The sequence below is a fragment of the Nocardioides sp. LHD-245 genome (genome assembly GCF_030929495.1).
In the GTDB taxonomy this organism is placed as follows: Bacteria; Actinomycetota; Actinomycetes; order Propionibacteriales; family Nocardioidaceae; genus Nocardioides.
In genome coordinates this window covers 71041-89089 of record NZ_JAVFWN010000001.1, presented here as the reverse complement: position 1 = coordinate 89089, position 18049 = coordinate 71041, and the positions used below count along the sequence as shown (strand labels likewise).

General features: G+C 73.3%; 20 protein-coding genes and 1 pseudogene. 8 read left to right on the top strand and 13 right to left on the bottom strand.

All coding sequences use genetic code 11. The features are described from left to right. Positions 1 to 58 precede the first annotated feature (58 nt). On the top strand, positions 59 to 709 hold the full coding sequence (locus RB608_RS00460) for an ATP-binding protein (protein ID WP_308085806.1): 651 nt from the start codon (positions 59 to 61) through the stop codon (positions 707 to 709). Continuing rightward, the gene (locus RB608_RS00455; RefSeq protein ID WP_308085805.1) at positions 693 to 1211 is read left to right on the top strand and encodes a hypothetical protein; all 519 of its coding nucleotides are present in this window, start codon (positions 693 to 695) and stop codon (positions 1209 to 1211) included. Before RB608_RS00460 ends, RB608_RS00455 begins: the two co-directional genes overlap by 17 nt. A gap of 13 nt (positions 1212 to 1224) precedes the next feature. On the opposite strand, the gene RB608_RS00450 is transcribed toward RB608_RS00455, so the two are convergent. Further along, positions 1225 to 2319: an adenosine deaminase gene (locus tag RB608_RS00450; RefSeq protein ID WP_308085804.1), complete on the bottom strand. Its 1095-nt coding sequence runs from the start codon at positions 2317 to 2319 to the stop codon at positions 1225 to 1227. 73 nt (positions 2320 to 2392) lie between these two features. Here RB608_RS00450 and RB608_RS00445 point away from each other — a divergent pair, with 73 nt between their 5' ends. Both RB608_RS00445 and RB608_RS00440 read left to right on the top strand, forming a co-directional pair. Further along, positions 2393 to 2845 carry a MaoC family dehydratase gene (locus RB608_RS00445; protein ID WP_308085803.1) on the top strand — a complete coding sequence of 151 codons (453 nt, stop codon included), beginning with the start codon at positions 2393 to 2395 and terminating at the stop codon, positions 2843 to 2845. Between the two features lie 78 nt (positions 2846 to 2923). Next, positions 2924 to 4090, top strand: a complete 1167-nt coding sequence (locus RB608_RS00440; protein ID WP_308085802.1) for a CoA transferase — start codon at positions 2924 to 2926, stop codon at positions 4088 to 4090. Between the two features lie 23 nt (positions 4091 to 4113). Here RB608_RS00440 and RB608_RS00435 read toward each other — a convergent pair whose 3' ends face one another. Next, positions 4114 to 5016 carry a LysR family transcriptional regulator gene (locus RB608_RS00435; RefSeq protein WP_308085801.1) on the bottom strand — a complete coding sequence of 301 codons (903 nt, stop codon included), beginning with the start codon at positions 5014 to 5016 and terminating at the stop codon, positions 4114 to 4116. Positions 5017 to 5107: 91 nt separating this feature from the next. Here RB608_RS00435 and RB608_RS00430 point away from each other — a divergent pair, with 91 nt between their 5' ends. The 3 genes from RB608_RS00430 to RB608_RS00420 are packed head-to-tail and all read left to right on the top strand — an operon-like array spanning position 5108 to position 7757. Then, positions 5108 to 6118, top strand: coding sequence for an LLM class flavin-dependent oxidoreductase (locus RB608_RS00430; protein WP_308085800.1), 1011 nt, complete (start codon positions 5108 to 5110; stop codon positions 6116 to 6118). Next, positions 6115 to 6867 (top strand): SDR family oxidoreductase, encoded by a 753-nt coding sequence (locus tag RB608_RS00425; protein ID WP_308085799.1) that lies wholly within the window; start codon positions 6115 to 6117, stop codon positions 6865 to 6867. Before RB608_RS00430 ends, RB608_RS00425 begins: the two co-directional genes overlap by 4 nt. Positions 6868 to 6905: 38 nt before the next feature. Continuing rightward, entirely contained in the window at positions 6906 to 7757 is an 852-nt protein-coding gene (locus RB608_RS00420; protein ID WP_308085798.1) for an amidohydrolase family protein, read from the top strand. Between the two features lie 7 nt (positions 7758 to 7764). Here the strand turns inward: RB608_RS00420 and RB608_RS00415 are convergent, their stop codons facing one another. The 11 genes from RB608_RS00415 to RB608_RS00365 form a co-directional block, all read right to left on the bottom strand. Continuing rightward, positions 7765 to 8388: a response regulator transcription factor gene (locus RB608_RS00415; RefSeq protein WP_308085797.1), complete on the bottom strand. Its 624-nt coding sequence runs from the start codon at positions 8386 to 8388 to the stop codon at positions 7765 to 7767. Then, on the bottom strand, positions 8385 to 9620 hold the full coding sequence (locus tag RB608_RS00410) for a sensor histidine kinase (RefSeq protein ID WP_308085796.1): 1236 nt from the start codon (positions 9618 to 9620) through the stop codon (positions 8385 to 8387). Before RB608_RS00410 ends, RB608_RS00415 begins: the two co-directional genes overlap by 4 nt. A gap of 35 nt (positions 9621 to 9655) precedes the next feature. After that, the gene (locus tag RB608_RS00405; RefSeq protein ID WP_308085795.1) at positions 9656 to 10405 is read right to left on the bottom strand and encodes an ABC transporter permease; all 750 of its coding nucleotides are present in this window, start codon (positions 10403 to 10405) and stop codon (positions 9656 to 9658) included. Further along, positions 10405 to 11325: an ABC transporter ATP-binding protein gene (locus RB608_RS00400; RefSeq protein WP_308085794.1), complete on the bottom strand. Its 921-nt coding sequence runs from the start codon at positions 11323 to 11325 to the stop codon at positions 10405 to 10407. The genes RB608_RS00405 and RB608_RS00400 overlap by 1 nt, the downstream gene beginning before the upstream one ends. Positions 11326 to 11424: 99 nt before the next feature. Next, positions 11425 to 12660: a transcriptional regulator gene (locus RB608_RS00395; RefSeq protein WP_308085793.1), complete on the bottom strand. Its 1236-nt coding sequence runs from the start codon at positions 12658 to 12660 to the stop codon at positions 11425 to 11427. Positions 12661 to 12692: 32 nt separating this feature from the next. Further along, complete coding sequence (locus RB608_RS00390) at positions 12693 to 13859, bottom strand: XdhC family protein (protein ID WP_308085792.1); 1167 nt, start codon at positions 13857 to 13859, stop codon at positions 12693 to 12695. A gap of 6 nt (positions 13860 to 13865) precedes the next feature. Then, positions 13866 to 14990, bottom strand: a complete 1125-nt coding sequence (locus tag RB608_RS00385; RefSeq protein ID WP_308085791.1) for a VWA domain-containing protein — start codon at positions 14988 to 14990, stop codon at positions 13866 to 13868. Continuing rightward, complete coding sequence (locus tag RB608_RS00380) at positions 14987 to 15874, bottom strand: MoxR family ATPase (protein ID WP_308085790.1); 888 nt, start codon at positions 15872 to 15874, stop codon at positions 14987 to 14989. Before RB608_RS00380 ends, RB608_RS00385 begins: the two co-directional genes overlap by 4 nt. A gap of 71 nt (positions 15875 to 15945) precedes the next feature. Further along, positions 15946 to 16146, bottom strand: coding sequence for a hypothetical protein (locus RB608_RS00375; protein ID WP_308085789.1), 201 nt, complete (start codon positions 16144 to 16146; stop codon positions 15946 to 15948). A 7-nt stretch (positions 16147 to 16153) separates the two neighbouring features. Continuing rightward, complete coding sequence (locus RB608_RS00370; protein ID WP_308085788.1) at positions 16154 to 16714, bottom strand: nucleotidyltransferase family protein; 561 nt, start codon at positions 16712 to 16714, stop codon at positions 16154 to 16156. A 26-nt stretch (positions 16715 to 16740) separates the two neighbouring features. Beyond that, positions 16741 to 17448 (bottom strand): Ig-like domain-containing protein, encoded by a 708-nt coding sequence (locus RB608_RS00365; protein WP_308085787.1) that lies wholly within the window; start codon positions 17446 to 17448, stop codon positions 16741 to 16743. Between the two features lie 156 nt (positions 17449 to 17604). Between RB608_RS00365 and RB608_RS00360 the strand changes: the two are divergent. Continuing rightward, a pseudogene (locus RB608_RS00360) lies at positions 17605 to 18048 on the top strand (Uma2 family endonuclease); the annotation flags it as partial. Position 18049: the final 1 nt, after the last annotated feature.

Genomic DNA, 18049 nt, shown 5'->3' with positions numbered 1-18049 from the left:
AGGCGGAAACTACTGGCCGGCTCGCTCCCCCGCTGCCGGTACGGCAGACTCGACCCCCATGACCGACGGATGGCCCGGGGCCCGCGTGATCGTGCTTGCCGGCCCGTCAGGGTCCGGCAAGTCGCGGCTGGCCGGGCGCCTCGGGAAGGCCTTCGGCTGGCCGACGCTGCGGCTCGACGACTTCTACCGCGACGGCGACGAGCCGGGGCTGCCGCTCATCGCCGACGGCGCCAACGCCGGCCTGGTCGACTGGGACCACCCCGGCAGCTGGAACCACGAGGACGCCTTCGCCGCGCTGCGCGAGCTCTGCGCGACGGGCAGCGCCGAGGTGCCGGTCTACTCCATCTCCGCGAGCCGGCGCACCGGCACCCAGCGCCTCGACCTCGGCCCCGCGCGCCGGTTCTGCGCGGAGGGGATCTTCGCGACCGAGATCGTCGAGGAGTGCCGCCGTGCCGGCATCCTCGCGGCGGCGTACTGCATCACGCAGCACCCGGCGGTGACCTTCTGGCGCCGGCTGACCCGCGACCTGCGCGAGCACCGCAAGCCGCCCCTGGTGCTCGTACGACGTGGCCTGGCCCTGGCCCGCGCGCAGCGGCAGATCGTCCGCCGCGCGACCGCGGTGGGCTGCCGGGTGGCGACCGGTGACCGCGCCTTCGCCGAGATCCGCGACCGGCGCGACCAGGAGGGCGACCATGCGGTGGCCCGCTGACCTCGCCCCGGACCGGCTCCGCCAGCCCGACGCCCGCAGCTGCGGGGCCGCGAGCGTCCTGGGCGCCCGCGCCCTGCTGACCCCCTGGCGCCCGGAGAGCCCCACGGACGACATCCTCGGCGAGCACCGCCTGCTCACCTCGTCGCGCAGCCCCCGCGACCGCTTCCAGATGCCCTGGCCGCGCGCGCTCGGCACACCGCCCTGGGCGGTCGCCAACGCGCTGCGCGCCCTGACCGACGAGCACATCGCGACGGTGTTCGTGCGTCCCCGCCCCGTCGTCGGGTACGACGTCCTGCGCGAGCAGCTGCGCAGCCGCCCGGTCGGCGTCTACCTCGGCAGCCGGTGGCTGCCCCGCCACGTGGTGCTCGCGGTGGGCGCGGTCGAGGGCGGCGTCGAGGTGTTCGACCCCGCCCAGGGCCGGCTGGTCACGGTGCGGGAGCAGCAGTGGGCCGAGCACCGGGTCGACGTCGCCGGCTGGTCCCACGCCTGGTTCGTCGTGTGACCTCCGGCAACCGTCAGCGACCGGCCTGCTCGGCGTACCAGGGCTTGATGGTCTCGGTGATCAGCCGGTAGCGCTCGTCGTAGGGGATGAACGCGGACTTCATCGCGTTGACGGTCAGCCACTCCAGCTCGGCCCAGCCGTAGCCGAAGGTCTCGGCGAGCAGCCCGAACTCCCGGCTCAGCGTGGTGCGGCTCATCAGCCGGTTGTCGGTGTTGACGGTGACCCGGAACCGCAGCGAGGCGAGCAGCCGGATCGGGTGCTCCGCGATCGACGGCGCGGCGCCCGTCTGCACATTGGAGGACGGGCACATCTCGAGCGGGATCCGCTTGTCGCGGACGTACGACGCCAGCCGCCCCAGGCGCGGCGTGCCGTCGTCGTCGAGCGTGATGTCGTCGACGATCCGCACGCCGTGACCGAGCCGGTCGGCTCCGCACCACTGCACGGCCTCCCAGATCGACGGGAGGCCGAAGCCCTCGCCGGCGTGGATGGTGAAGTGGGAGTTCTCGCGCTGGAGGTACTCGAAGGCGTCGATGAACCGGGTGGGCGGATAGCCCGCCTCCGGGCCGGCGATGTCGAAGCCGACGACGCCGCGGTCGCGCCAGGCGATTGCGAGCTCGGCGATCTCCATGGCCCGCGCGGCCTGGCGCATCGCGGTCAGCAGGTGGCGGACGATGATCCGGCTCCCGTCCGCGGCGGCCGCGGCCATGCCCTCCTCGAAGCCCTGCTGGACGGCGGCCACGACCTCTTCCAGCCCGAGGCCGGCCTCGACGTGCAGCTCGGGGGCGTAGCGGATCTCGGCGTAGACGACGCCGTCGGCGGCCAGGTCCTCGACACACTCGCGGGCGACCCGGGTCAGCGCCTCGGCGGTCTGCATGACGCCGACGGTGTGGGCGAAGGTCTCCAGGTAGCGCTCGAGGGAGCCCGAGTCGGCGGCCTCGGCGAACCACCGTGCGAGCGCCCCGGCGTCGGTCTCGGGCAGGGCGTGGTCGACGCCGGCCGCGAGCTCGACGATGGTGGCGGGACGCAGCCCGCCGTCGAGGTGGTCGTGGAGCAGCACCTTGGGTGCCGCCCGCAGCAGGTCCTCCGGCAGGCCACGTGTAGGTTCCATGACCGCATTCTTACCGCTTCCACCCGCATCGGGGTGGACGCGCGACCCCGGCCCCCGGACACAGGAGCAGACCATGCGGACCTTCACCACCTTCGACGAGCTGATCGCCGCCAACGGGGAGGTCCTGGGCACGGGCGACTGGGTCGAGGTCACCCAGGAGCGGGTCGACCAGTTCGCCGAGGCGACCGGCGACCACCAGTGGATCCACGTCGACGTCGAGAAGGCGAAGGAGGGCCCCTTCGGCGGCACCATCGCCCACGGCTACCTCACCCTGTCGCTGATCCCGTGGCTCGGCCAGTCGATCTTCGGCCTGGAGACCCCGGGCGCGAAGCTGAACTACGGGGTCAACAAGGTGCGCTTCCCGAGCCCGGTGCTGGTGGGCAGGCGGATCCGGCTGACGGTCACCCTCGCCGACGTCACCGAGCTGCCGAGCGGCTACCAGATCACGCTCAAGCACGTCATCGAGATCGACGGCGAGGACAAGCCCGGCGCGGTCGCCGAGACCGTCGTGCTGCTCCTGCCCTGATTCCTGACCGGATCAGGACGCGCCTCTTGGCAGGTGCTGCCATTCTCGGGGCTTGCTCTCGTCAATAGTGTCTGCACCATGACCGCGCCTCTCGACGACATCCTGGTCCTCGACCTCACTCGCGCCCTCGCCGGCCCCCATGCCGCCATGATGCTCGGCGACCTCGGTGCTCGGGTGATCAAGGTCGAGAGCCCCACGGGCGACGACACCCGCACCTGGGGCCCCCCGTTCGTGGACCCCGCGGAGGGCGAGCGCGAGTCGACGTACTTCCTGTCGGCCAACCGCAACAAGGAATCGATCACCCTCGACCTCAAGGACCCCGCCGACCAGGACGTCCTGGCCCGGCTGGTCGAGCGCGCCGACGTGCTGATGGAGAACTTCCGGGTCGGCGTCCTGGACCGGCTCGGGTTCCCGATCGAGCGCCTGCACGCCCTCAACCCGCGGCTGATCGTCCTGCAGATCACCGGCTTCGGCCACGACGGCCCCGAGGCCACGCGATCCGGCTTCGACCAGATCGCCCAGGGTGAGGGCGGCCTGATGTCGCTGACCGGGCTCTCCGAGCCCACCAAGGTCGGCGTGCCGATCGCCGACCTGCTGGCCGGCATGAACGGTGCGTACGGCGTGGTCTCGGCCCTCTACGAGCGCGAGCGCACCGGCCGTGGCCGCGTGGTCCACACCTCGCTGCTCGCCGGCATGGTCGGCGTGCACGCCTTCCAGGGCACCAAGTGGACGGTCGCCAAGGAGGTGCCCGGCCTGGCCGGCGGCCACCACCCCTCGATCGCGCCCTACGGCATGTTCGCGACCAAGACGGCGCCCGTGCAGATCGCCTGCGGCTCGGAGAAGCTCTGGCAGACCTTCGCCACCGAGTTCGGCATCGACCCGGCCGCGCCGGGCTTCGCGACCAACCCCGAGCGGGTGACCAACCGCGACGCGACGATCGCGCTGGTCGAGGGCGTGCTCGCCGATCTCACCGCCGAGGAGGCGCTGGCCCGTCTCGACGGTGCCGGCGTGCCGGCGGGCAAGGTGCGCACCCTCGACGACGTCTACGCGTGGGAGCAGACGCTCTCCCAGGGCCTGCTCATCGACGTCGAGCACACCACCCTCGGTGACATCCAGCTCCCCGGGCCGACGCTGCGCTTCGACGACAACGCGTACGCCGGCGGCCGCGAGCAGCACGTCGCGCCGCCCACCCTGGGGCAGCACAACGACGAGATCCGGGCCTGGCTCGACGCCGACCAGGGGTGATCCCGACCGGTCAGCCCGACCGGTCAGGCCGTCCAGCCCTGGTCGTGGGCGAGCCGGCGCACCACCCGCAGGACCGCGGCGACGGCAGGCGAGTCCCGGAGGCTGTCCTCCCGGTAGGTGAGGAACCACGGCACCGAGCGGGCCGGTGACATCGGCCGCCAGACCAGCCCGTCGAGGTGGTCGCGACCGACCGACTCGAGCGTGAGCATCACGGTGTCGGCGTCGTGGAGCACGTCGCTGCCCGTGCTCAGGCCGAAGACCACCTCCTTGGACCACCGCGCGGCGACGCCGTGGTCGCCCAGATAGGACGTCACCCAGGCGTCCCAGGAGCTCATCTCCGGGTCGATCGACAGGACCGGGTGGCCGGCCAGCTGTGCCGGCTCGACCAGCTCGGACCGCGCCAGGGGATGCCGCTCGCTGACCAGGACGCCGATCCGCTCGTCGCGGATCTTGATGCTCTGCAGCCCGGCGCCCCGGATCGAGCCGGCGACGGCGAGGGTCAGCTCGCCGTTGAGCAGGTTCTCGGCCACGTCGCGCCGCGGCAGGGTGGTCTGGTGGATGGCCGCGCCGGGGACGTGCGCCCGGGCGGCGGCGAGGATCCGGCGCGGCGTGATCAGCGACGACTCGCTGACATGGACCCGCAGCACCTCCGGCAGCCCGCCGGCGACCCGCGTGCGCACGACCGCCTGCTGCACCGAGGCGAGGATGTCGCGGGCCTCGGCGGCCAGGACCTCGCCGGCCGGCGTCGGCGCGAGGTGCCGGCTGCTCCGCTCGAAGAGGCGGACCGCCAGCCGGCGCTCGATCCGCTGCAGCGACTGGCTGAGCGCCGGCTGCGCCATGTGCAGCCGGGCCGCGGCGCGGGTGATGCTGCGCTCCTGGGCGATCATCTCGACATACTCGAGGTCCCGCAGCGTCAGATCCATCATCTCGACATGCTAGATCGACGACGGTCTTGGACGTGGGCAGACCACCCGTGCGCGCACCACGATGGAGGCTCCCGACGAGAAGGAGCACCCCGTGCGCGTAGGTCTCACTCTGGAGATGAAGGCGTCGCCGTACCGGAAGCAGTCCTGGACCGACCTCTGGGAGGACTGTCTGTGGACCTTCACCGAGGCCGAGCGTCTCGGGTTCGACTCGCTGCTGGTGCAGGAGCACTTCTTCAGCGCCGACGGCTACGCGCCCTCCGTGCCGATCTTCCTGTCCCAGCTGATCAGCCGCACCACGACGGCCCGGATCGGCTCCTACATCTACGTCGCTCCCCTGCACCACCCGCTCGCGCTGGCGCAGGAGACGGCGGTGCTCGACCAGCTCTCGGGCGGCCGCCTCGACGTCGGCGTCGGCATCGGGCACCGGATCGCGGAGTACGCCGCCTTCGGCCTCGACCCGCGCACGCGGCCCTCCCGGATGGAGGAGGCGCTCGAGCTGCTCAAGCTGGGCTGGTCGGGTGAGGAGATCGAGTACGACGGCCGGTACCACCAGATCCCCGGTCTCCAGGTGCAGCCGCCTCCGGCCCAGGAGCCGCACCCGCCCCTGTGGGTCGCGGCGACCACGGTCGCCGCGGCGGCCCGGGCCGGCCGGCACGGCGCGAACCTCGCCGGCGCCTCGGTCGATCCCGAGGTGCACGCGGCCTACCACGCCGCCCTCGCGGAGGCCGGCTACGAGCCCGGCTCGACCCGGGTCTCGAACCCGTGGAGCATCACGGTGACCGACGAGGATCCCGAGCAGGTCTGGGAGCGCAACCAGCACCTCTACTTCGAGCGCTGGGACTACTACCGCCGCATCCGCAGCGAGTTCGGCGACCCGGACCTGGACTACGGCCTCGCGCCGTCGCACGACAGCTACCGCGCCAACGAGCTGATCGGCGACCCGGAGACCGTGCTCGCCGTGCTCGAGCCGTTCGTCAAGGACCTCGGCCTGACCGATCTGGTGCTGTTCGGTCCCCATCCCGGCATCGACCTGCGGGGCGAGGGCATCGCGAGCCTGCGCCGGTTCGCGGCCGACGTCCTGCCGACACTCCAGTCCTGGTGACCGCGCTCCCCGGCCGGGTGCTGGTCACCGGCGCGGCCGGCGACGTCGGCGCGGCGCTGGTGCACCTGCTGGCCCAGGACGGCACCGAGGTCGTGGCGGCCGACCAGCGGCTCGACCGGCTCGACGAGGTCGTCGCCGCGGCGCCGGGTCCGGTCACGGCACTGCCGCTCGACCTGACCCAGGACGTCTCGATCCGCGAGGCGGCCGCGGCGGTCTCCGGCGACTCGGGCGGGTCGGGAGTCGCTCCGCTGAGCCTGGTGCACTGCGCCGGGATCACCCGGCTGGCGCCCTTCGCCGCGTCCGATCCCGCCGACTGGGACCTGATGTACCGGGTCAACCAGCGCGGTCCCCTGCTGCTGACCCAGCTGCTGTTGCCGGCCATCACCGCCGCGCCCGGCGCGGTGGTCTTCGTCGCCTCCGACTCGGCGCGGGCCGGGGCCGGGCACGAGGTGGCGTACGCCGGCACCAAGGCCGCGCTGCTGGGCGCGGCGAAGAGCCTCGCCCGCGAGCTGGCCCGGCACCGGACCCGGGTCAACGTGGTCAGCCCGGGCCCGCTCGAGGGCGCCATGTCGGCCACCGCGACCGCCGCGGACCCGGCGTACCTCGACCGCCTGCTGCGCACCGTCCCGCTCCGCCGGCTCGGCGCCCCCGCCGAGGTGGCGGCCTGCATCGCCTGGCTGCTCGGTCCCGGCGCCGGCTATGTCACCGGTCAGACGATCAGCGTCTCCGGCGGCATCACCATGCAGTGACCCCGTCCCCACCCACCCCTATCCACGAGGAGATCCAGATGAGAGTCGTCGACTCCCACATGCACCTGATCGACATCACCGCGCACGACTGGTACCCCGGGCTGTCGGCCTGGGCGGAGAGCCTGCAGAAGCCGGGGCTCTACCGCGACTTCTCACTGGAGGCCTATCGAGCGGCGGCCGGCGGCCTGACCGTCGACACCTTCGTCCACGTCTCCGCCACCACGAAGCCGGGCGCGCACCTGGCCGAGGCGGCCTGGCTCGACGAGGTGGCCGAGGCACACGACCTCGACCTCGCCGTGATCGGCACCGTCGACCCCGCGGGCAGCCCCGACGAGATCCGCGCGGAGCTGGAGAGCCAGGCCGCGAGCCCCCGCTTCCGCGGGGTCCGCGTGCTCTACGGGTTCGATCCCGACTCCCCCGCCGCCGACACCGTGCTCGGCTGGCTCGACGAGCGGGGCCTGGTCTTCGACCTGGTGATCAACCCCGACGCGATGGCGGCCTGGCTGCGCCGGCTCGAGCGCTTCCCCGGCCTGACGGTGGTCCTCGAGCACACCGGCTGGCCCAGCAGCGTCGACGCCACCGGCCGCGCCGAGTGGCAGGAGGCCGTCCGGACGTTCGCCTCGGCGACCTCGGCGCCGTGCAAGCTGTCCGGCCTGGGCATGGCCACCCTGGACGTCTCCGAGGGGAGCCTGCGCCCCTGGCTCGAGTTCGCCGTGGACCAGCTCGGCTGGGACCGGGTGATGTTCGGCTCGAACATGCCGATCGAGACGATGGGCGGCTCGTTCGAGCAGCTCCTCACGACCCTGCGGGCGGTCGTCGGCGAGGCGTCCGCGGCGGATCAGGCGCGGTTCTGGGGCGAGAACGCCGTGGCGGCGTACCGGCTGGGCTGAGCGCGAGTCAGCCCAGGATCCCGCGCTCGTAGGCCACCGCGACGGCGGCGGCACGGTCGGTGACGCCGAGCTTCTCGTAGACGTGGGCGAGGTGGGTCTTCACCGTCGCCTCGCTGACGAACAGCTCGCGGGCGATCGCCCGGTTGGCCGTGCCGCGGGCGACCAGGGTCAGCACCTCACGCTCGCGCGCGCTGAGGGCGGTGGTCCGGGCGGGCCGGCGGACGTGCGAGGCGAGGCGGGTGGCGACCGCCGGGGAGAGCACCGTCTCCCCCGCGGCCGTGGCCCGCACGCCCGCGACCAGGGTCTCGACGGGGGCGTCCTTGAGGAGGTAGCCGGTGGCGCCCGCCTCGATCGCGGCGACCGTGTCGGAGTCCGTGTCGTAGGTGGTGAGCACGAGGACGGCGGCGGTCAGGTGCCGTCGTCGCATCTCGCGGACGGCGTCGACGCCCCCGCCGCCGGGCATCCGCAGGTCGAGGACGACGACGTCGGGTGCCAGGGACGCGGTGAGCTCCACGGCGGCCGGCCCGTCGCCGGCCTGACCGACCACCTCGAAGTCCGGCACCGCCGAGAGGGTGGCGGCGACGCCGTCGCGGACCACCGGATGGTCGTCGACGACCAGGATCCGGATCACGCCGCGCCTCTCTCCAGCGCGGGCAGCCGGACCGAGACGACCGTGCCGCCACCGGGCTCGGTCTCGACGTCGAGGACGCCGGCGAGCCGCTCCGCCCGCTGTCGCATCCCCCGCAGGCCGAACGACGTCGGGCCGCTCGGCGTACCGGGATCGAAGCCGGTGCCGTCGTCGCGTACGTCGAGCATGACCTCGTCGTCGAGATAGCTCAGTGTGACGGCGACCCGGCGGGCGTCGGCGTGCTTGGCGACATTGGACAGCGCCTCCTGGGCGATCCGCAGCACGGTGGCCTCCAGCTCGGGATGGAGTGGCCGCACCTCGCCGGTGACGACGGCGTCGGCGGCCACGGGCGGGTCCGCGGGACGGTGGGCGACCCAGTCCTCGACGAGGACCGCGACAGCGTCGGCGAGCGAGCTCTCCGCGAGCGGGGCGGGCACCAGGTCGAGCATCGAGCGGCGGGCCTCCACCAGGGCGTCGCGCGCCAGGGCGGCGGCCCGGTCGACACGGCGGCGGCCGGTGGCCGGGTCCTCCTCCTCGCGGGCCGCCTGGAGCTGCGCGACCACACCGGCCAGGGCCTGGGCGATGGTGTCGTGGATCTCCCGCGCCAGGCGCTGCCGCTCCTCCTGGACACCGGCCGCCCGGGCCTGCGCGACGACGGTCTCGTGCAGCGCGGTGTTCTCGGCGAGCGCCCGCTCCAGGCTGGCGTTGACCCGCTCCAGCTCGATGATCGCGGCCTTGCGCTCGATGCTCGTGCGCTCGGCGTGCACGGAGTAGCGGCCCATCAGGTAGGCGAGCAGGAAATTCACGAGGAGCAGGAGCAGGAAGAGCACCGCCAGCGGTGCGGACCGCCAGGGCGCGCCACCGGACTGGCCGAGCGCCATCGTCACCGCGGTCGCCCCGACCCCGAGCCACAGCCCACGCTTGGGGAAGACCTCCACCGCATCGGCGAAGCCGATCCAGGCGAAGATGCAGAACAGTGGATTGAGCAGGGTCAGTGCGAGCGCCAGGAGCCCGCGGACGGCGTACGACAGCACGGTGGGCTTGCGGTGGAGCCACCACAGGAGCCAGCCCGTCGTGAGCGCGAGCAGCACCAGCTGCGCGGCCAGTCGCGACGAGGGGGAGGTCGCTCCGGTGCCGGGACCGGTCACCAGGGCCACGACCGCGGCCACGGCGAGCAGGCCCAGCGGCAGGTAGCCGAGCCGGCGCTCCCAGCTCTCCTCCGGCACGACACTCACGCCGTCCACTCTCTCATCGTCCCGGCCCCCGTCCCTCACTCCCAGCGGAAGGTCCGCACCGACACCAGCCACAGCACGACGGCCCAGACCGCGACGACGACGAGGTGCCGCAGGTCGGGGAAGTCGCCGGCCATCGCCTCGGCGAGCGCCTCCGAGGCGGCGCCGAGGGGCGTCACCACGACGATCTCGCGCAGCACGTCCGGCATCACCTGCACCGGCAGCCACACGCCGGCGGTGAACAGCATCGGGAAGAACACGATGGTGCCGACCGCGGTGCCGATCCGGCTGTTGGGCACCAGCGAGGTGATCACCGCGCCGACCGAGAACGTCGCCACGAGCGCGAGCGCATAGGCCATGAGGTAGCCGACCGGGGACTCCGGCAGCGGGGTGTCGTACGCGACCCGCCCGATCGTGAGCACCAGCGCCGAGGCGCCGATGACCGCGGCGGCATGCAACAGGGCCTGGGCGAGCAGGACGGCGCCGGGTCCGACCGGCGTGGTCCGCAGCCGGCGCAGGACGCCCGCCTCCCGGTAGGCGAAGACCGCCGCGGGCATCGCCATCACCGCGGCCATGCTCATCGACATGAGCACCGCGACGGACACATAGAGGTCGATCGTGCGCAGTCCCCCGGTGCCGGCCACCGGGTCGCTGAAGCTCGGGATGGAACCGAGGACGGCCACGAGTGCGGTCGGGAAGAGCACGGTCCAGAACAGTGCGCCGAGCTCGCGGCCGAAGAGCCGGGCCTCGGTGCGGACGACGGCGGCGGTGGCGGTGGCGGTGGCCATCAGACGGTCTCCTCGATCGGGTCGGCGGTGAGGTCCAGGTAGGCGGTGTCGAGCGACCCGGCCTCGACCCGTAGCGACTGCGGTACGACGTGCTGCCGTTCCAGCACGGGCAGCAGCCGGAGCACGGTGTCGTCGGCACCGGTGACGACGACCCGGCCGTCGTCCGCGTGCACGGAGACGACACCGGGCAGCTCGCGCAGCGCCTCCAGGTCGGTGGGCGCGGAGGGCCGGAAGGTCGTCGTGGTGGCGGGTCCGGCCGCGTCGACCAGGCCGGTCGGGGTGTCCAGCGCCCGGATCCGGCCCCGGTCGACGATCGCGATCCGGTCGCAGAGCTGCTGGGCCTCCTCCATCGCGTGGGTGACCAGCAGCACCGTCGTCCCCGCCGCGCGTACGTCGCGCACGAGCTGCCACACGTCCCGGCGTGCCCGCGGGTCGAGCCCGGTGCTCAGCTCGTCCAGGACGACCACCCGCGGCCGGCCGACCAGGGCGAGCGCGATCGAGAGGCGCTGCTGCTGCCCCCCGCTGAGCTTGGCGTAGCGCTGCGGGAGCAGCTCGGTCAGCCCGAGCCGCTCGGCCAGGTCCGGCCAGGCGACCGGGTCGTCGTAGAGCGCGGTCCACAGCTCCAGTGCCTCCCGGACGGTGATCTTGGCCTGCAGCCGGCTCTCCTGGAGCTGGATGCCGAGGATCCGGGTGAGCGCCGGACGGTCGGTCCACGGGTCGAGGCCGTGCACCCGCACGGAGCCTTCGTCCCCGATCCGCAGGCCGGCCACGCACTCGACGGTCGTGGTCTTGCCGGCGCCGTTCGGGCCGAGGATCCCGAAGATCTCACCCTCCTCGACGCGCAGGCTGATCCCGTCGACCGCCACCTTGTCGCCGTACCGCTTGCGCAGGTCGTCGACGACCACTGCTGCTGATCCCATGGCACCAGCCTGGCGCGAGGGCGCCGGGCGCACATCGGGCAGCGGGTGGCGGCGGCATCATCCGATCGGATGATGCCGGCCCCCGGCCCGGATCCGGCCTCAGGCGTCGGCGACCGCCAGCCGGGCCTTGAGCAGCGGGATCGCCGGGTGCCGCAGCCGGCCGCCGCGGCCGAGCTCCACGAGACAGGCCTCGAGCACCGCCGTGTCGTACGGCGCCAGCTCGCTGTAGTGCAGGACCGCGTCGGGCTGCGGGTCGGCCAGCAGCGCCTCCCGGACCGCGACGGCGACGTACTCCCCCATCTCGACCAGGGCCGGGCTCTCGGTGCCGGGGAGCAGGTCGCCGCCATAGGCCTCGACGGCGGCGGCGACCTCACCGCGGCGCAGCAGCGCGATCACGTGGTCGACGTCGGTGGCGATCGGCATGAGCAGCCGGTAGGGCCGCGACGCGAGCTGGCCCGCCAGCGCCTGCCGCAGGTGGGACACCTCCGCCTTCAGCGTGGAGAAGGTGACCGCGTGGTCGCCGTAGAGCATCGCGTGCAGTTGGTCGAGAGAGAGCCCGTCGGGGTGCAGCGCGAGCAGCGACAGGATCTCGGTCTGGCGCCGGTTGAGCAGCAGCCGCTGCCCGTCGACCCGCGCCTCGGCGGTGCCGAGCAGGCTGAGCACCAGGCCGGGCTCGGCGATATCCTCGGGCGCCTCGTCGACGTACTGGTGGGTGCGCGGCAGGGCCTGCTCCACCAGCCGCGCGAGCACACGCGCCGTCGCGAGACCGATCGGGTGGGTGCGGTCCCAGGTGGTCGAGATGTCGAGGACGCCCAGCTTGGCGCCGCTCACGGGGTCGTGCACCGGGGCGGCCCAGCAGACCCAGTTGTGCACGATCGGGGCGTAGTGCTCCGCGCTGAAGACCATCGACGGCCGGTCCAGCCGGTTGGCGAGGTCGAGGGCGTTGGTGCCGACGGACCGGTCGTCCCAGCGTCCGCCGGGCACGAAGTTGACCGTCTCCGCCTTGCGCCGCATCACCCGGCCGCCGTAGGTCCACAGCACCCGGGTGTCGGGGTCGGTGACGGCGAGGACGAGATCGCCGTCCTCGGCGGTCCGGCGCAGCTCGTCCTCCACGCGCTCGACGGCGATCTGCAGGGGCGAGCCCTGCCAGAAGGAGCGGGTCTCGGACTCGTCGGCGAGCGGCGCCTGGTGCAGGTCGCGGGCGACGGAGGCGCCCGAGCGGGTCCAGCTGTCGAGGATCTCGGGCCGGACCGTCGTCAGCGCGCCGTCGCCCTCCTCGACCCACGTGGTCCACGCGGCCAGGGCCAGCTGCCGACGCTGGTCGAGCTCGTCCATGAACGAACCCTACCCCTTGACTGTGAGCCGGATCACGCGTGGATGCGACCGGACCGCGCGGCCAGCGGCTCGCCCGACCCGCCCCAGCGCCCGGCCACGATCTCGGCGGCGATGCTGATCGCCGTCTCCTCCGGCGTGCGGGCGCCCAGGTCGAGCCCGATCGGGCTGTGCAGCAGCGCCAGCTCGGCCTCGGTGAGGCCTGCCTCGCGCAGCCGGTCCATCCGGTCGTCGTGGGTGCGCCGTGAGCCCATCGCGCCGACGTAGCCGACCTCGGGCAGACGGAGCGCGACCTCGAGGAGTGGTACGTCGAACTTGGGGTCGTGGGTGAGCACCGTGATCACGGTGCGCGCGTCGATCCGGCCGGCCTCCTGCTCGGCGGCGAGGTAGCGGTGCGGCCACTCGACGACCACCTCGTCGGCGCCGGGGAACCGGCTGGTGGTGGCGAACACGGGCCGGGCGTCGCAGACGGTGACGTGGTAGCCGAGGAACCCCCCGATCCGCGCGACCGCGGCGGCGAAGTCGATGGCGCCGAAGACCAGCATCCGCGGGGCCGGGGCGAACGCCCACACGAAGACCCGCATGCCCTCGCCGCGCCGCTCGCCGTCGGGCCCGTAGGTCAGGGTGCCGTTGTGGCCGGCGGCCAGCAGGCCGCGCGCGTCGTCGCGCACCGCGTCGTCCATGCGCGGGCTCCCCAGCGATACTCCCTGCTCAAAAGCACCGTCTTCCGCCGCGTTCCGGTGCTTTTGCCCCGGGAGTATCGGGGCGGGGCGGATGACGGTGCGCCGGCCGACGTACGACGGGTCGGGATGGTCGACCACGGTCGCGACGGCCACCGGCCGGCCTGCCTCGATGTCGGCGGCGATCGCGCCCAGCTCGGGGAAGGTGGTGCGGTTCACCTTCTCCACGTAGACGTCGAGGATCCCGCCGCAGGTCAGGCCGACCGCGAAGGCGTCGTCGTCGGAGACGCCGTAGCGCTGCAGCACCGGCACGCCGGTGCCGCCGACCTCCTGCGCGAGGTCGTAGACGGCGCCCTCGACACAACCACCGGAGACCGAGCCCACCGCGGACGCGTCGGGGCCCACCAGCATCGAGGCGCCCGGCGGCCGCGGAGCGGAGCGGAAGGTCGCCACGACGGTGCCCATGCCGATCGTCTCCCCCGCCTCCCACCAGGCGAGCAGCTGCGGCAGCACCTCACGCATCGCGCGTCATCTCCCAACCTCCTCGAGGAGCGCGTCGAACGTCGCCAGCGAATGGCCGGCCAGGAACGCGTCGACGTGCGGCAGTACGGCCACGATGCCCTGCTGCACCGGGACATAGCCGTCCTTGCCCCGGTGCGGGTTGACCCAGACGACCTTGTGGGCGAGCCGGTGCAGCCGGTCGACCTGCTCGGCCAGCAGCCCGGTGTCGCCGCGCTCCCAGCCATCGCTGAAGATCACCACGACCGCACCGCGCGCCATGCCCCGGCGACCGTGCCGGTCGACGAAGGCGCGCAGCGTCTCGCCGAGCCGGGTGCCGCCGGACCAGTCGGGCACGACGTCGCCGGCCGCGGCGATCGCGCGGTCGGGGTCGCGCAGCTTGAGGGCGCGGGTCAGGTGGGTGAGCCGGGTGCCGAGGCTGAACACCTCCACACCGGGGCCGGCGTTGACGACCCGGTGCGCGAGACGCAGCAGCGCGTCGGCGTACCCGCTCATCGAGCCGGACACGTCGACCAGCAGCACCACCCGGCGGGGCCGGGTGGTACGCCGACGACGGTGGATCTCGGCCGGTTCGCCCATCCGGCGCAGGCTGGCGCGCAGGGTCCGGGAGGCGTCGACGTCGCCCCGACGGTGTGGGGTACGGCGGGCGGTCGGCCGCGTCGGCAGCCGGACATGCAGGCCGGCGAACATCGCCGCGAGCCGGGCCCGCTCCGCCGGCTCCAGCGTCGCCACGTCCCGGTGTCGCAGCACCTCCGCGATGCTGGCGGCCGCCCGGACGGGGTCGTCGTCCTGGTCCGGGCCACCGGCTCCGGCGTCCTGGTCGTCGGGCAGCAGTACGGCGCTCGCCCGGGACTGCGTGGCGCGGGGCCGGCTCACGGGCGTGCTGATGTCGCGGTGGAACCACTCCTCGAAGATCCGGTCGTGGCGCTCGAGGTCCTCCGGCGTGGCGCAGAGCGTGGCCCGGCCCGCCGACCGGGTGGCCGCCCGGTCGCCGATCCCGACCAGCGCGACGGCCTCGAGGTAGGCACGGGTGCGGTCCTGGGTCACCGGCACCCCCGCCGCCCGCAAGGCGGTGGCGAAGCCCAGCAGGACCTCGTCGGCGCCGCGTGCAGTAGCGGTCAGGAAGTCCGTCATCTCGCCAGCATCCGGTCGAGCGCGGCGCGCACCCGCTCGGCGTCGTCGCGGTACTTCACCAGCGCGCCGAGGGTCCGCGCCGCCGTCTCGACGTCGAGGTCGGCGGTGCCGAGGTGGTGTAGGGCGCGCGCCCAGTCGAGCGTCTCGGCGACGCCCGGCGGCTTGAGCAGGTCGGCGTCGGAGCGCAGCTGCTGCACGACGTCGACCACCTGGCGGGCCAGGGTGGCACTCACCTCGGGGGCACGGGACCGCACGATCGCGACCTCGCGCTCCAGGCCGGGGTGGTCGATCCAGTGGTAGAGGCAGCGCCGCTTCAGCGCGTCGTGCAGCTCGCGGGTGCGGTTGGACGTCAGCACCACCGTCGGCGGCGTCGCCGCCTGCACCGTGCCGAGCTCGGGGATGGTCACCTGGAAGGTCGAGAGCACCTCGAGCAGGAACGCCTCGAACTCGTCGTCGGCCCGGTCCACCTCGTCGATGAGCAGCACCGCCGGGCTCTGCTGCAGCGCGGCCAGCACCGGCCGCGCGAGCAGGAACCGCTCGTCGTACAGGCTCTTCTCGGCTTCCTCCACCCCCTCGACACCGCCCTTGGTGGCGTCGGAGAGCGCCTCCAAGGCACGCAGGTGGAGGATCTGGCGCGGGAAGTCCCAGTCGTAGAGCGCCTGGGTCGCGTCGATCCCCTCGTAGCACTGCAGCCGGATCAACGGCCGGTCCAGCGACTCCGCGATCGCCTCGGCCAGGGCGGTCTTGCCGGTGCCCGGCTCGCCCTCCAGCAGCAGCGGCCGCGACATCTCCAGGGACAGGAAGAGCACGGTGGCCAGCTCCTCGTCACAGAGATATCCGGTCTCCTCCAGCCGGCGTGCGAGATCGGCGACGCGGGTGTCCATGCCTCCAGGCTAGGGGGCGGTCGTTGGCACGAGGTTGGCAACTCCTGCCAAGTCGCGCACCGTGGTCTCGGTCAGGCGATGCGGTAGTAGCGGCGCACCAGCGCGCGTCCCACGCCGTACCCGCCGAACATGCCGACCAGCACCACGGCGACCTGGGCCCACGACGGCAGTTCGGCGCCGAGCCAGGCCGCGACCTGACCACCCAACCCGACGCAGACCAGCACCACCAATGCCGCGACGACGGACTCCACGATCATGAGCGTCTTCCTCACCGCGCCATCATCGCCGATCGACGTCGGCCCCCGCGGCGAGATCACCGCACTCGACGAGAGCGACCTCGTGCGCCGCGAGATAGGCCCGCGCGCCCCGGTCGCCGGCCGCGCTGTCGACGACACCCGGCCAATGGTCGCGACCGAGCAGGACCGGATGGCCCGGGACGCCGTCGTACGACGCGCGGGCGAGCACCGCGGCACCGTCGCCGGCCGCGCCGAGGACCCGGGCCACCACGGCCGCGGTGACGTCGGGCAGGTCGACCAGGTGGACCAGGACGGCGTCGGGGTCGTGGTCGGCACCGAGCGCCTCCAGCCCGGTGGCGAGCGAGGCACCCATGCCCGACGACCAGTCCGCGGAGCGGACGACCGTGACGCCGGGCAGGCCGTCCAACAGCGGCGCCGCCTCGTCCGCACCCGCGCCGAGCACGACGGTGACCTCCGGGCAGCCGCCGTCGAGGAGGACCCGCACCGAACGGGTCAGCCACGGTCCGGCCTCGTCGCTCACCAGCGCCTTGGGCATGCCCATCCGGCGACCCGCGCCGGCGGCCAGGAGGAGTCCGTGCACCACGGGACGAGGCTAGTGCGAGGACCGGCTCAACGACGCAGCACCGGCAGCTTCGTCCACTGATCGGTGTTGAAGAAGCCCTGCTTCTCGGTCGCGTACGCACCCCCGAGCAGCAGCGACAGCACCGCGCCCAACGCGCCCGAGCCCTTGCAGCTGGCGAGGCCGGTCGTGTCGGTCACCGCGGTGCACACGCGGAAGGCCGGTCCGCCCGGCTCAGGGAAGGCGGGGAGGGGGTTGACGAGGCTGAAGTCCACCGTGATCCCGACCATGGGGCGACCGGCGCGGTCCCGCAGCCGCGCGGCCGTGGTGAGGATCAGCCGCGGAGGAGCGAGCTTCGCGACCGTCGGCTCGGGCTCCCACACGATCCGGGACATGACGTCGCCCCGCTCGGAGTCCAGGCTGTAGGCGAACCCGCTGTCACTGCTGAACTCCGCGGAGATCCGCTGGGTCGCGGTGGCGGCGGGCGTCTGCGTACGCGCCGTGCCGTCCGCGCCCAGTGGGACGACGACGTCGAGCGCGTTGCCGGTGAACCGGACGCTTCCGGTCGGCACGCCCGCGGCCGACGTCACCCTCGCCTCGAGGGTGAGCAGGTCCCCGGGCTTGTTGCCGCCCGTGACGGTGAGCGTGGTGGTGGTCCCGACGAGCGCCGCCGCCTGGACCTGGACGACGGGTACGGCGATCAGCAGCAGCGGGATCGCGAGCAACGCGACGATCCGGGAGAGCAGGCGATGTGACATGGGTTCGACCCTTTCGGAGCATCCCTCCCCGCTCGGGAGACGATAGCCGGAACCGGCCTCCACGTCAGGCCCCGCGACCTGTGGAGAGGCGGTTGCGGGCACCTCGGCGGGGCGGAAACCTGTGGCCCATGACAGATCTCGGGGCGAGGAGGCACGATGGGTGTCATGGTGGAGACCGAGCTGATTCCCGGCGGCTGGACCTACGCCGATCTCGAGAAGCTGCCCGATGACGGGCACCGCTACGAGATCATCGACGGGACCCTGCTGGTGAACGCCTCCCCGATCCCCGACCACCAGGAGGTCGGGCTCCGTCTGTGGCGGCTGCTGGACGACGCGGCCCCCGACGACGTCCGGGTGCTGGGTGCGCCGCTGGACATCGTGCTGGCCGACGACACGGTGGTCGAGCCGGACGTCCTGGTCGGGCGCCGCGCGGACTTCACCGACAAGAACCTGCCCGCGGTCCCGCTCCTGGTGGTCGAGGTGCTCTCCCCGAGCACCCAGGTGATCGACAGGAACATGAAGCTGGAGCGCTACCAGCGCGCCGGCATCCCGTCGTACTGGATGATCGACCCGAGGTCGCTCCGGCTGGTCGCCCGCGAGC

Excerpts from the sequence above, each read along its gene's own strand:
- RB608_RS00460 (WP_308085806.1), top strand. The coding sequence starts at position 59 with ATGACCGACGGATGGCCCGGGGCCCGCGTGATCGTGCTTGCCGGCCCG.
- RB608_RS00455 (WP_308085805.1), top strand. The coding sequence starts at position 693 with ATGCGGTGGCCCGCTGACCTCGCCCCGGACCGGCTCCGCCAGCCCGAC.
- RB608_RS00450 (WP_308085804.1), bottom strand. The coding sequence starts at position 2,319 with ATGGAACCTACACGTGGCCTGCCGGAGGACCTGCTGCGGGCGGCACCC.
- RB608_RS00445 (WP_308085803.1), top strand. The coding sequence starts at position 2,393 with ATGCGGACCTTCACCACCTTCGACGAGCTGATCGCCGCCAACGGGGAG.
- RB608_RS00440 (WP_308085802.1), top strand. The coding sequence starts at position 2,924 with ATGACCGCGCCTCTCGACGACATCCTGGTCCTCGACCTCACTCGCGCC.
- RB608_RS00435 (WP_308085801.1), bottom strand. The coding sequence starts at position 5,016 with ATGATGGATCTGACGCTGCGGGACCTCGAGTATGTCGAGATGATCGCC.
- RB608_RS00420 (WP_308085798.1), top strand. The coding sequence starts at position 6,906 with ATGAGAGTCGTCGACTCCCACATGCACCTGATCGACATCACCGCGCAC.
- RB608_RS00405 (WP_308085795.1), bottom strand. The coding sequence starts at position 10,405 with ATGGCCACCGCCACCGCCACCGCCGCCGTCGTCCGCACCGAGGCCCGG.
- RB608_RS00400 (WP_308085794.1), bottom strand. The coding sequence starts at position 11,325 with ATGGGATCAGCAGCAGTGGTCGTCGACGACCTGCGCAAGCGGTACGGC.
- RB608_RS00395 (WP_308085793.1), bottom strand. The coding sequence starts at position 12,660 with ATGGACGAGCTCGACCAGCGTCGGCAGCTGGCCCTGGCCGCGTGGACC.
- RB608_RS00390 (WP_308085792.1), bottom strand. The coding sequence starts at position 13,859 with ATGCGTGAGGTGCTGCCGCAGCTGCTCGCCTGGTGGGAGGCGGGGGAG.
- RB608_RS00385 (WP_308085791.1), bottom strand. The coding sequence starts at position 14,990 with ATGACGGACTTCCTGACCGCTACTGCACGCGGCGCCGACGAGGTCCTG.
- RB608_RS00380 (WP_308085790.1), bottom strand. The coding sequence starts at position 15,874 with ATGGACACCCGCGTCGCCGATCTCGCACGCCGGCTGGAGGAGACCGGA.
- RB608_RS00365 (WP_308085787.1), bottom strand. The coding sequence starts at position 17,448 with ATGTCACATCGCCTGCTCTCCCGGATCGTCGCGTTGCTCGCGATCCCG.